Below are 11,675 nucleotides of genomic sequence, written 5' to 3' on the forward strand. Positions count from 1 at the left end.
AAATGACACCACCCCAACCTGAGCCATAACAAAAACAACAGGGCCAGGTGAGATAACAGCACTAATAACAATAACAGGCTTACATCTCTGACTTGCTGGCGCTAAGAAGAATAAGCGCAGCTAATAAAAACAAAAGGTAGCAAGTGCCCAGAAAGGACGCGACGTACACCGAATGATCTGCGCACGAACAATAATAATAGCAGTGAGTGTGTACACCCCCGGAACCAATAATAATACGTCGGGGAAGAAAAGTTCGCGGTTGGATTATTGTTTTGAATACGAGGCGGTCGGATACTGCCTATCGACTGCGGTGCGTATTCAGGGCGATGTGCCATCATGAAGAAAAACAGCAGCATGGACGCTGATTGAACACTTTATAGGGGAGGCTCTTTTAGCCTCCCCTTTCCGCGTTTATAGGGTAAGGCGATTGCAAACCTGCCAGAGGTGCTTTGCAAGCGTAAAGGGGTCGGCTACACTCATCGGCTTACCGATTACTTCACGGTCACTTTTTCGATACCCTGCGAGTCGATATCGCCGCATGTTCAAAGGATTTACCCGTTTCTTACATAGCCCGGGAGAGCAATTGAAAACCCTGCTCGATCCCCAAGAGAGTGAAACCACTCTCAGCCCACGCATTATTCCTCGGTCCGAGCATCCTGTTTCTCGCCAACATATCAGCGACGCCGCGTTAAAAGTGCTCTATCGCCTTAGCGGTGCAGGCTTTGAGGCCTATCTGGTAGGCGGATGTATTCGCGATGCTTTGCTTGGCAAGATGCCCAAGGATTTTGACGTTGCCACCAACGCGACGCCTGAACAGGTGCGCGATCTGTTTCGCAACTCGCGCTTGATCGGCCGACGCTTTCGTATTGTTCACGTCCGCTTTGGGCGTGAGGTCATCGAAGTCACTACGTTCCGTGGCAAGCCACAAGACGAACATGGCGATCACATTGCCCAACAGTCTGACGCCGGCCTGCTGCTGCGTGACAACGTATGGGGCAATATCGAGGAAGACGCCTTACGGCGCGACTTCACCGTCAATGCCCTGTACTACAACATTGCCGACTTCAGCCTTCACGATTTTGCCAACGGTGCGCGCGATATTGAATCGCGCACGCTGCGCCTGATCGGCGACCCGGCCACGCGCTACCGGGAAGATCCGGTACGTATGCTGCGCGCCGTGCGCTTTGCGGCCAAGCTCGATTTCACCATTGAGCCTGCCACCGAAGCACCGATGTACGATCTTGCGCCGCTGCTGCTGCAAATTCCGCCTGCGCGGCTGTTTGATGAAGTGCTCAAGATGTTTATGTCCGGTCATGGACTGGCGACCTTCCGCCTGCTCAGCCATTACGGCCTGTTTGGCATGCTCTTCCCCGAATCGGAAGAGGCCATGGCCGATGCGGCGTGGGCGGAAAAATTAATCGAATACGCCCTGGCCAATACCGACAAGCGGATTGCCGAAGATCGTCCGGTGACACCTGCGTTCCTGCTCGCCGCTTTCTTGTGGGCGCCGGTCGCCAACCGCCAGGCCGAGCTTGAAGCTGAAGGCATGCCCGCGATACCGGCGCTGCAAACGGCGGCTCAAGAGGTTGTTTCGCGTCAGTTGGAACATACCTCTATCCCTAAACGCTTTGGTATGCCCATGCGCGATATTTGGGAGCTGCAGGCACGCCTGCCGTTACGGCGCGGCAAGCGCGCTTTCCAGACCCGCGAGCACCCGCGTTTCCGCGCAGCTTACGATTTACTCCTGCTGCGCGAGCAAGCCGGTGAGATTCCGCGCGGCCTGGGCGACTGGTGGACGGCTTTCCAGCAGGGCGATGAGCATGAACAGCGCCGCCTGCTTCAGAAAGTGGGCGGCGACCCGGCAAGCCAGGGCGACCGCCGCCGCAAACGGCGCCGTAAACCCACGCGTAACCCCGAACAGTGAGTAAAGCATGACAACGTTAGCACTGGCGTATATTGGTCTGGGTAGCAATCTTGACGACCCTATTACACAAGTACGCCAGGCTATTTCGGCGCTTGCCACCCTGCCGCTTAGCAAGCTTCACGGTACCTCCTCGCTGTACGCAAGCCGCCCGGTTGGCCCTCAGGACCAGCCTGATTTTGTGAACGCGGTCGTCGCCCTGCAAACCTCGCTTTCGCCGCTCGCTCTGCTTGATCAACTGCAGTCGTTGGAGCAGCGCCACCGGCGCAAGCGCGAGCGTCACTGGGGACCGCGCACGCTGGATCTGGATTTACTGCTTTATAATCAGCAGACAATTGCTTATCCGCGCTTAAGCGTTCCTCACCCGCACATGCATGAGCGCGCCTTTGTTCTGGCGCCTCTAGCCGAACTTGATGCAACGCTAATCCTTCATCAACAACCACTAAGCCACTGGCTGGATAACATTGCCAATCCTGGCATTCAGCGTTTAGTCGAAGATGGCCCAGGTTAAGCGACCATCTTGTTATCCAGGCCTCGGCACACGGCACTCGACACCCAGTACTCGACCGGGTAACAATCGCCTATTTAGTAAAATGCTGAGCCCGCAGCATACCGAATTCGTGATATTAACAATGGCTGGGTGCCCATGTCGCACCGGCCCACGACGATAGAGAGCATGCCATGAAACCCGTTACCCTGAGCACGCTACAGGCCTATAAGCGCGCTGGTGAAACGTTTAGTTGCTTAACCGCTTACGATGCCTCCTTCGCCCAGGCGGCAAGCCTTGCTGGTATTGACGTGCTCTTGGTGGGCGATTCACTGGGCATGGTACTCCAGGGTCATACCAGCACTCTCCCCGTGACGGTCGACGACATTTGCTACCACACTCGCTGTGCAGCGCGCGGCAAGGGGCATAGCCTGTTGATGGTCGATCTGCCCTTCATGAGCAATGCGTCTACGCAGCGCATGCTCGACGATGCCGCCGCGCTGATGCGTGCCGGCGCCGAACTTGTAAAGGTAGAAGGCGAAGCCTGGATGGCCGACGGCATCCATGAGCTGACGCGGCGCGGCGTGCCCGTTTGCGCTCATCTGGGCTTAACGCCACAAGCTGTCTACCAGTTGGGTGGCTATAAGGTACAGGGCCGCGAAACAGCCCAGGCAGAGCAGATTTTAAACGATGCCAAAGTGCTGGTTGAAGCGGGCGCCTCGGTTATATTACTCGAGTGCGTACCGGCAAGCTTAGGCAAGGCAATAACCGAAGCGCTGGAAGTACCGGTTATCGGCATTGGAGCAGGCTCCGAGACCGATGGACAGATACTGGTCATGCACGATGTGCTCGGCGTGACCCACGGCCGCACTCCGCGGTTTGTGAAAAACTTCATGGCTGACGCGGACAGCATTCAGGGCGCGTTTCAGGATTATCATGAAGCGGTCAAAACCCGCACCTTCCCTGCTCCCGAGCACTGCTTTTAATCGACCGATTCCCTCACGACGCCAGAGCATACGACACGACTATGCACACTTTGCGAGAGATTAACGACCTACGCAGCACGCTGCGTGACTACCGAAAGCGCGGTCAGCGGATCGCGCTGGTACCTACCATGGGCAATCTTCACGCCGGGCATTTAGCGCTGGTGGCGGCCGCACGCCAGCATGCGGATATCGTGGTCGCCAGCCTGTTTGTGAACCCCATGCAGTTCGGGCCTAACGAAGACCTGGATGGCTACCCGCGCACGTTTGCCGACGACCAGGCAAAGCTTACCGATGCCGGGTGCGACGTGCTCTTTTCACCCACGGTAAGCGCTCTTTACCCCCATGGGCTGGCTTCGCAAACCCGCGTTCACGTACCTGACGTGGGTGAAGGACTGTGCGGTGGTTCACGCCCCGGGCATTTTGACGGTGTGTCTACCGTGGTCACCATGCTGTTTAATCTGGTTCAGCCAGATATTGCCTGCTTTGGTGAAAAGGACTATCAGCAGCTAGCCGTTATTCGTAAGTTTGTTCGCGACCTACACATGCCCATCGAAATTATCGGCGTGCCGATCGTACGGGCTGAGGATGGGCTTGCGCTTTCATCGCGTAACGGCTATTTAAGCGCCAATGAGCGTGCGATGGCACCTACGCTTTACCGCATCTTGTGCGAACTGCGTGACGCGCTGGAACAAGGCGAACCGGCCGAAACCGCTCTTGGCCGAGGGCTTGCGCGGCTTGTGGATGCGGGCTTTACCCCCGACTATCTGGAGCTTCGCGATACACAGTTAAAGCCTGTCAGCGCCACAACGCGCGAGGCGGTGCTGCTAGCCGCCGCCAAACTGGGCCCCGCCCGCTTGCTCGATAATCTCAGCGTGCAGCTACCTTCTCAATCAACCACGTCTCACCACTAGGCAGCCTTCGCCGCCCAGGAGTTGTTATGCAAACCATTATGCTTAAAGCCAAGCTACATATGGCGCGTGTTACCCATGCCGTGCTGAATTACGAAGGGTCCTGCGCGATTGATGGCGACCTGCTGGATATGGCGGGTATTCGTGAAAACGAACAAATCCAGATCTACAACGTGGAAAACGGTGAGCGCTTTACCACCTACGCCATTCGTGGTGAAGAAGGCTCACGATTAATCTCGATTAATGGCGCGGCGGCACATTTAGCGGCTCCCGGCCATCGGGTCATTATCTGCAGCTACGCCCACTATTCAGAGGCCGAGCTTGAACAGCACCGTCCGGCACTGGTGTATTTGCAGGAAGGCAATCACGTAAGCCATACCAGCCACGCGATTCCAGTGCAGTTGGCTTAAATCGATTCAAGGGCAGTTGGTTTAAACCGATGCCAGTGCAGCTGCCTTAAACCATAGGCATTTAAACGGGCCATCACGGCCCGTTTTTTATTTGTGTCCAAAAGCGTATTGCCGCAATGCACAACCATCCCCTATGCTGAGTAGTACAGCTGACACAAAAGGTAGGTAGCGTACGTTGCTACACGCTAAAAACAAAATAGCCATCACAGGCGGTCTGCCTTACTCACGTTAGGAGTCATATCATGCAAGAAGTAGTCATTGTTGCGGCTCGCCGCACCGCGGTCGGTTCCTTTGGAGGATCACTTGCGGGTATCCCTGCAAGTGATCTTGGCGCGTTAGTAATTAAGGATATCCTTGAATCAACCGGCGTTTCTCCCGACCAAGTTGATGAAGTGCTATTAGGTCAGGTACTGACTGCAGGCGTGGGCCAAAACCCAGCCCGCCAGGCGGCTATTAAGGCAGGCCTGCCGGCTTCTGTTCCTGCTATGACCATTAACAAAGTATGCGGCTCAGGCCTAAAGGCTTTACACCTTGCCACACAAGCGATTCGCTGCGGTGATGCGGAGCTGATTCTGGCCGGTGGCCAGGAAAACATGTCGGCGTCTCCCCATATACTCCCCAATTCGCGTAATGGCCAGCGTATGGGCGATTGGAAAGCTATTGATAGCATGGTGCATGACGGCCTTTGGGATGCCTTCAACGATTATCATATGGGCATTACCGCCGAGAACCTGGCTGAAAAATATGGCATTACCCGCGAGCAAATGGACGAGTTTGCCGCCCAGTCGCAACAAAATGCCGCTAACGCTATTAAAGAAGGCAAATTTAAAAGCCAGATCGTGCCGGTTGAAATCCCTCAGCGCAAAGGCGATCCCGTTGTGTTTGACACTGACGAGAACCCGCGCGAAATTACCGCTGAAAAACTTGCCGGTATGCGTCCGGCGTTCAAAAAAGACGGCACCGTTACCGCGGGTAACGCCTCCTCATTGAACGATGGTGCGGCTGTCGTGATGATTTGTTCGGCAGAAAAAGCCAAAGAATTGGGCCTTGAGCCGCTAGCACGCATTGCGGCTTACGCTAATGCAGGCGTAGATCCGGCCATTATGGGTATCGGCCCCGTACCGGCTACCCGCCGCTGCCTGGAAAAAGCTGGCTGGAGCCTTGATGACCTGGACCTGGCAGAAGCTAACGAGGCATTTGCAGCCCAAGCACTGGCGGTGCAGAAAGAGCTGGGCTGGGACATGTCCAAAGTCAACGTCAACGGCGGTGCGATTGCCTTAGGCCACCCAATTGGGGCTTCCGGTTGCCGCGTGCTGGTATCGCTACTTCATGAAATGATTGCCCGTGATGCCAAGAAAGGCTTGGCAACGCTGTGTATCGGCGGCGGTCAGGGGGTAGCGCTGGCGATTGAGCGCCCCTAAACCCCGGAAGTCGCAGGCGATAAAACGCCAATGCCCCTGTCACTGACAGGGGCATTTTTATTTGGCGAATGCTGAACATTTAATACTTAGCGATGCTTTTCACCCACAATCCGCGAAGGCGTTCGCCAGACCAGCAGCGCGCCTAGCAAGAACAGGCCCGATGCGGCCCACATGGTAATGGGCAGACTGGTGGCATCGACAACGCGGCCACCAACCATCGCGCCCAACCCAATGGAGAGATTGAACACAAAAGCCATCAAGGCAGTCGCCGCTTCGGTATTAGGCGCCGTACGTAAAATCCAGGTCTGAATACTCACTGATACGCTACCGAATACCGCCCCCCAGGCCATTAACAGTAAAACGCCACTAGTGGGCTGCACGCCGAGGAGCGGGAAGACCGCCACGACCAGCAGCAATAGGCTCGGGATCGCTAGTACGGCGCGATACGGGTGCCGCCCGGCAAACATCCCCGCTGCAATATTCCCCAGGATACCCGCCGCCCCATACAGTAAAAGCAGACTACCCACATGGCGCTGGGCAACACCGCTTATTTCCTGAAGGATAGGGCTGATAAAGGTGTACGCTGCAAAGTGGCCTACGACCACAAAGCCCGTGGTTAATACGGCTACCCTGACGCCACGATTACTAAACTGCTGAGCCAGCACCTTCAGGCGGACAGGCTCTCGGGGCGGCAGGGGCGGCAGCCAGTACCACAGCGCTAGCGCGGTTAACAGGCTGAAACCACCCAGGGCTGCAAACGCGACCCGCCAGTTGCTTAGATCGCCCAACAAGGTACCCAAGGGCACGCCAAGTACCGATGCGGCTGCCACACCGCCAAAAATAATGGTCATGGCCTTGGGCACTTTGTCGCTGGGCACCAAGCGCGGAGCGATACTACCGGCCACGGCCCAGTAACCGCCGATGCTGATGCCCACTAGCACTCGGGCGGCCAACAGCAGCATAAAGCTACTGGCCATCGCCGAAAGCACGCTACCGATCACCATCACGCCCATAAGCAGCGTCAGCATAATGCGCCTGTCCAACCGGCCGACCGCCACGGGCAGTAGCGGTGCTGAAAAAGCAGCGACCACGCCCGGTACGGTAACCATCAAACCAGCAACACCCGGCGTCACGTCCATGGATGAGGCCACCTGAGATAGCAATCCAATAGGCAGTTGCTCAGCGGTTACCAATAAAAAAATGCCAATCATCACGGCGACCACTGCCCACCAGCGCGGTGCCTGTTCCTTTTCCATGCTTACTTCCTTCTGACAAAAACTGCCTATCCACCAAACGTTGTTTCAACCAACGTTCTTTTAATCAGCTTTCATTTAATCAAACAACGCCGCCCCCGCAGCCAGGGGCTACGGGGGCGGCATGGGCAACCTCGCGGTGGTTTATTCCGCGGCGTTCTCACCTTCAGCGGCAAACGCTGCTTTCTCTTCTTCGGTGATCTCTTTGATCGAGAGCTTCACGCGGTTGCGGTTATCGATGTCGAGCACCTTCACAATCACGTCGTCGCCTTCGTTGAGGAAATCGCGTACGTTGTTAACGCGCTCGGTAACGATCTGTGAAATATGCACAAGACCATCGGTACCCGGCATGATGTTCACAAAGGCGCCGAAGTCAGCAATACGCACGACTTTACCGTTATACAGCTTGCCAATTTCCGCTTCCGCAGTAATCGCCAATACGGTATCGATGGCTTTTTTCGCCGCCGCTTTGTCTTCGGCGTAGATGCGCACGGTGCCGTCGTCATCAAGGTCGATAGACGCGCCGGTGTCTTCGCAGATCTTACGAATGGTGGCGCCGCCTTTACCAATAACGTCACGGATCTTGTCCGGGTCGATCTTGATAGTGGCCATGGAAGGTGCATTCTCGGAGACGTCGGTACGGCTCTGGCTGATGACGATGTTCATCTGCTCAAGAATACCCAGACGCGCTTTGTGGGCTTGCTGAAGCGCGGTCTCCATGATCTCTTCGTTGATGCCTTCGATCTTGATGTCCATCTGCAGGGCAGTAACACCCTCTTCTGAACCGGCCACTTTAAAGTCCATATCGCCAAGGTGATCTTCATCACCCAGGATATCGGTCAATACTGCGTAGCCGTCTTCGTCTTTCACCAGCCCCATGGCGATACCCGCCACCGGTGCTTTCAGCGGTACACCCGCATCCATCAGCGCAAGCGAGGAGCCACATACCGACGCCATGGAGCTTGAGCCGTTGGACTCAGTGATTTCCGATACCACACGAATGGTGTAGGGGAAGGCTTCTTCAGACGGCAGCATGGCTTGAACACCACGACGCGCCAGGCGGCCGTGGCCGATTTCACGACGTTTCGGGCCGCCCATGAAGCCCGCTTCACCTACCGAGTAGGGAGGGAAGTTGTAGTGCAGCATAAAGCGGTCTTTACGCTCGCCTTCCAGCGACTCGATCAGCTGAGAGTCACGCAGGGTACCCAGTGTTGCCACTGCAATCGCCTGGGTCTCACCACGGGTGAACACCGCCGAACCGTGAGTCTTGGGCAGCACGCCCACTTCGATAGCCAGCGGGCGCACGGTGAAGTTGTCGCGGCCGTCGATGCGCGGCTCACCTCTTACAACGCGTGAACGTACAACGCGCTTTTCAAGACCGGCAAAGGCACCTTTTACTTCGTCTTTGCTGAACTTGTCGTTAACCGGCTCGCCTTCAATGGCTGCAAGCTGCTCGATCGCCTGCTCTTTCAGAGCTGCAAGAGCGTCCTGGCGCTGCATCTTGTCGGTGATGCGGTAAGCGTCGCCCACCTGAGCTTCAAACGCGTCCGCGATGGCGGTTTTCAGCGCCACGTTCTCAGGGGCTGGCTGCCAGTCCCAACGAGGCTTGCCAGCCTCTTGAACCAGTTCTTTAATCGCGCTGACCGCGACCTGCATTTCCTGGTGGCCAAACAGTACGGCACCCAGCATTTCGTCTTCCAGAAGCTCTTTGGCTTCGGACTCGACCATCAGCACGGCGTTTTCAGTACCGGCAACCACCATGTCGAGCTCAGAAGTCGCCAGTTCTTCAACGGTCGGGTTAAGGAAATAACCCTGCTCTTCGTTGAAGCCAACGCGCGCAGCACCAATCGGGCCGTTGAACGGCACGCCGGAAATGCTCAGTGCAGCGGAGGTGCCCAGCATCGCGGCAATATCCGGATCGTGGTTACGATCAGTGGACAGAACGGTACAGATAACCTGCACTTCGTTCATAAAGCCTTTAGGGAAAAGCGGGCGGATCGGACGATCGATCAGACGCGAGGTCAGGGTTTCTTTCTCGGTCGGGCGTCCTTCGCGCTTAAAGAAGCCGCCGGGAATTTTACCTACTGCGTAGGTTTTTTCCTGGTAATGAACCGAGAGCGGGAAAAAGGGCTGGCTGGGGTTGGCTTCTTTGCGCGCCACCACGGTACACAGCACAACAGTATCTTCCATGGTGACCATAACGGCACCAGTGGCTTGGCGAGCGATACGCCCGGTTTCTAGCGTGACGGTGCTACGACCGTACTGAAACGTTTTTTTTACCGGATTCACGGCGACTTCCTTTAACATTAATATCTACTTGTCTATTCGTTTGGGTCGTTTTGACTCGTCACCATTCTAGGCGCTGTAGCGCCTTAGGGCTACCAGAAACCCAAAATCACCGGGCGCAAAGACCTTGCTCAGTGACTGACAGGCATAAAAAAACGGGCAGCTCACAAGGAGCTGCCCGTTTCTCAATCTTCGCCAACAATAACTTAGCGGCGCAGACCTAAACGCTGGATCAGAGACTGATAGCGTTCGAAGTCTTTACGCTTCAGGTAGTCCAGCAGTTTACGACGCTGGTTTACCATACGGATCAGGCCACGACGCGAGTGGTGATCCTGCTTGTTGGTTTTGAAGTGGTCCTGCAGGCCATTGATGTTGGCGCTCAGCAGTGCAACCTGTACTTCAGGGGAACCGGTATCGTTATCGCCGCGGCCGTATTCGTTGACGATTTCGGCTTTAGTTTCAGCGGTTAATGCCATCTGTCTCTCCAGTAAGCAATATGCCTAAAATTTAATGGGTGAGACCACGCATATTTGCAGTCTCAGGCGACTCTTTACAACGTGCTGTTTCAAGTACTGCTTCAAGTACCGTTTCCAGCACTATTCCCAGTACCGTTTACAACACTAATTTTGCGTAAATCGCTACATCCTTGCAACGTTTTACCCAAGCTCTTACGAGATAGCGACGGTACTTAACAGCCGCTTGGGCGCTACTTCCTGAGCACCTTTTACAACACCGAGGCCGATAAACGTCTCGGCATAATAAAGTCTTGCCAATGCATCGGGGGCCAGCGTACCAATACTCAAGTTGGCCGATTGACCGTGGGCTAGGCGCCCGTAAGCCGTTTCGTCCACCTCAAGCGTCGGCAGATGATCTACCAGCACATCAGCGGGCATTAATTCAGCCTCACGCGAGGCCTGATCAGCCAATGCTTCAAGCGCTTCCAGCGTCCACATTGCATCGCCCGTAAAAGGCCCTGTCTTGAGCCTGCGGAGCTGGCTGATGTGAGCACCACACCCAAGCGCCAAACCGATATCTTCGGCCAGCGTGCGGATGTAAGTCCCCTTACTGCAGGTGACTTCAAGCTCGAAGGCTTCGCCGTCAAACGCAAGCAGGCGCGCATCATACACGCTTACCCGCCGCGCTGCACGCTCTACCTGCTTACCCTCGCGGGCCAGCTCATAGAGCTTTTTGCCCTGATGCTTGAGCGCCGAATACATCGGCGGCACCTGATCGATCTCACCGCGAAAGCAAGCAATAGCAGCTTCAATATCATCCGCTGTTAACGTCGGCACATCGCGGCGCTCAATCACTGTGCCTTCTGCATCGCCGGTGTCGGTGATCACACCCAGTTCAACGCGGGTGCGATACATCTTGTCGGCTTCCAGCAGGTGCGCGGAGAACTTGGTGGCCTCGCCCAGGCAAATCGGCAGTAAGCCGGTTGCCATGGGGTCCAGCGTGCCGGTATGTCCAGCTTTTTGGGCCTCGAACAAACGACGCACACGCTGCAGGGCATGGTTGCTGGAAATGCCCTTGGGCTTATCCAGAAGCAATACACCATTGACCGGTAAACCGCGACGGCGACGGGCCATTAGCGCGTCTCCTCACCTTGATCAGAATCACCCTCTTCATCTGCTTGACGAGCCCGATCAGTCGACACAGCCTCTTCAATCAGCGAAGAGAGGTGCTGCCCACGCACCACGCTCTCATCGTAATGAAAGCGTAGTTCAGGGACATGGCGTAGCTGAATACGTTTGGCAATCTGGCTTCTCAGAAAACCAGCGGCGCGCTTAAGCACCTGAAGGTTCTCCTTGATACGCTCGGGCTCCTGTTCACCCAGCAGGGTGACATAGATATCGGCGTAACCCAGGTCACGGCTAACGGTCGCGCCGCTCACTGTGATCATGCCCAAACGCGGGTCTTTGACTTCGCGCTGAATAAGTACCGCCAGCTCCTTTTGGAGCTGGTCGGCTACTCGGTCGGTACGCTTAAATTCGCGCATGGTT

General features: G+C 55.9%; 11 protein-coding genes. 6 read left to right on the plus strand and 5 right to left on the minus strand.

Translation table 11 applies throughout. The annotated features are described in order from the left end of the window. The first annotated feature begins 538 nt into the window (after positions 1 to 538). The 6 genes from pcnB (at position 539) to ACT3XD_RS10540 (ending at position 6,133) form a co-directional block, all read left to right on the plus strand. Positions 539 to 1,924, plus strand: a complete 1,386-nt coding sequence (gene pcnB, locus ACT3XD_RS10515) for a polynucleotide adenylyltransferase PcnB (RefSeq protein WP_192537951.1) — start codon at positions 539 to 541, stop codon at positions 1,922 to 1,924. A 7-nt stretch (positions 1,925 to 1,931) separates the two neighbouring features. After that, positions 1,932 to 2,432: a 2-amino-4-hydroxy-6-hydroxymethyldihydropteridine diphosphokinase gene (gene folK / locus ACT3XD_RS10520; protein WP_192537952.1), complete on the plus strand. Its 501-nt coding sequence runs from the start codon at positions 1,932 to 1,934 to the stop codon at positions 2,430 to 2,432. Between the two features lie 170 nt (positions 2,433 to 2,602). Beyond that, positions 2,603 to 3,394 (plus strand): 3-methyl-2-oxobutanoate hydroxymethyltransferase, encoded by a 792-nt coding sequence (gene panB, locus ACT3XD_RS10525; protein WP_192537953.1) that lies wholly within the window; start codon positions 2,603 to 2,605, stop codon positions 3,392 to 3,394. 41 nt (positions 3,395 to 3,435) lie between these two features. Further along, positions 3,436 to 4,305 carry a pantoate--beta-alanine ligase gene (gene panC / locus ACT3XD_RS10530; protein ID WP_192537954.1) on the plus strand — a complete coding sequence of 290 codons (870 nt, stop codon included), beginning with the start codon at positions 3,436 to 3,438 and terminating at the stop codon, positions 4,303 to 4,305. Positions 4,306 to 4,331: 26 nt separating this feature from the next. Next, a complete protein-coding gene (gene panD, locus ACT3XD_RS10535) occupies positions 4,332 to 4,712 on the plus strand; it encodes an aspartate 1-decarboxylase (protein WP_018917549.1) in 381 nt (126 codons plus the stop codon). A gap of 242 nt (positions 4,713 to 4,954) precedes the next feature. Beyond that, positions 4,955 to 6,133 (plus strand): acetyl-CoA C-acetyltransferase, encoded by a 1,179-nt coding sequence (locus ACT3XD_RS10540; RefSeq protein WP_192537955.1) that lies wholly within the window; start codon positions 4,955 to 4,957, stop codon positions 6,131 to 6,133. 86 nt (positions 6,134 to 6,219) lie between these two features. Here ACT3XD_RS10540 and ACT3XD_RS10545 read toward each other — a convergent pair whose 3' ends face one another. The 5 genes from ACT3XD_RS10545 to rbfA form a co-directional block, all read right to left on the minus strand. Next, positions 6,220 to 7,389 carry an MFS transporter gene (locus ACT3XD_RS10545; RefSeq protein WP_192537956.1) on the minus strand — a complete coding sequence of 390 codons (1,170 nt, stop codon included), beginning with the start codon at positions 7,387 to 7,389 and terminating at the stop codon, positions 6,220 to 6,222. A gap of 141 nt (positions 7,390 to 7,530) precedes the next feature. After that, positions 7,531 to 9,693: a polyribonucleotide nucleotidyltransferase gene (gene pnp / locus ACT3XD_RS10550; RefSeq protein WP_192537957.1), complete on the minus strand. Its 2,163-nt coding sequence runs from the start codon at positions 9,691 to 9,693 to the stop codon at positions 7,531 to 7,533. A 185-nt stretch (positions 9,694 to 9,878) separates the two neighbouring features. Then, positions 9,879 to 10,148 carry a 30S ribosomal protein S15 gene (gene rpsO / locus ACT3XD_RS10555; protein ID WP_018917553.1) on the minus strand — a complete coding sequence of 90 codons (270 nt, stop codon included), beginning with the start codon at positions 10,146 to 10,148 and terminating at the stop codon, positions 9,879 to 9,881. Between the two features lie 192 nt (positions 10,149 to 10,340). Further along, entirely contained in the window at positions 10,341 to 11,261 is a 921-nt protein-coding gene (truB, locus tag ACT3XD_RS10560; RefSeq protein WP_192537958.1) for a tRNA pseudouridine(55) synthase TruB, read from the minus strand. Beyond that, positions 11,261 to 11,671 carry a 30S ribosome-binding factor RbfA gene (gene rbfA / locus ACT3XD_RS10565; RefSeq protein ID WP_018917555.1) on the minus strand — a complete coding sequence of 137 codons (411 nt, stop codon included), beginning with the start codon at positions 11,669 to 11,671 and terminating at the stop codon, positions 11,261 to 11,263. Before rbfA ends, truB begins: the two co-directional genes overlap by 1 nt. Positions 11,672 to 11,675 lie beyond the last annotated feature (4 nt).

Origin of the sequence: Halomonas sp. AOP7-B1-5, assembly GCF_052353045.1 — a bacterium.
Lineage (GTDB): Bacteria > Pseudomonadota > Gammaproteobacteria > Pseudomonadales > Halomonadaceae > Vreelandella > Vreelandella colorata.

Excerpts from the sequence above, each read along its gene's own strand:
- pcnB (WP_192537951.1), top strand. The coding sequence starts at position 539 with ATGTTCAAAGGATTTACCCGTTTCTTACATAGCCCGGGAGAGCAATTG.
- folK (WP_192537952.1), top strand. The coding sequence starts at position 1,932 with ATGACAACGTTAGCACTGGCGTATATTGGTCTGGGTAGCAATCTTGAC.
- truB (WP_192537958.1), bottom strand. The coding sequence starts at position 11,261 with ATGGCCCGTCGCCGTCGCGGTTTACCGGTCAATGGTGTATTGCTTCTG.
- rpsO (WP_018917553.1), bottom strand. The coding sequence starts at position 10,148 with ATGGCATTAACCGCTGAAACTAAAGCCGAAATCGTCAACGAATACGGC.
- ACT3XD_RS10540 (WP_192537955.1), top strand. The coding sequence starts at position 4,955 with ATGCAAGAAGTAGTCATTGTTGCGGCTCGCCGCACCGCGGTCGGTTCC.
- panB (WP_192537953.1), top strand. The coding sequence starts at position 2,603 with ATGAAACCCGTTACCCTGAGCACGCTACAGGCCTATAAGCGCGCTGGT.
- pnp (WP_192537957.1), bottom strand. The coding sequence starts at position 9,693 with ATGTTAAAGGAAGTCGCCGTGAATCCGGTAAAAAAAACGTTTCAGTAC.
- panD (WP_018917549.1), top strand. The coding sequence starts at position 4,332 with ATGCAAACCATTATGCTTAAAGCCAAGCTACATATGGCGCGTGTTACC.
- ACT3XD_RS10545 (WP_192537956.1), bottom strand. The coding sequence starts at position 7,389 with ATGGAAAAGGAACAGGCACCGCGCTGGTGGGCAGTGGTCGCCGTGATG.
- panC (WP_192537954.1), top strand. The coding sequence starts at position 3,436 with ATGCACACTTTGCGAGAGATTAACGACCTACGCAGCACGCTGCGTGAC.
- rbfA (WP_018917555.1), bottom strand. The coding sequence starts at position 11,671 with ATGCGCGAATTTAAGCGTACCGACCGAGTAGCCGACCAGCTCCAAAAG.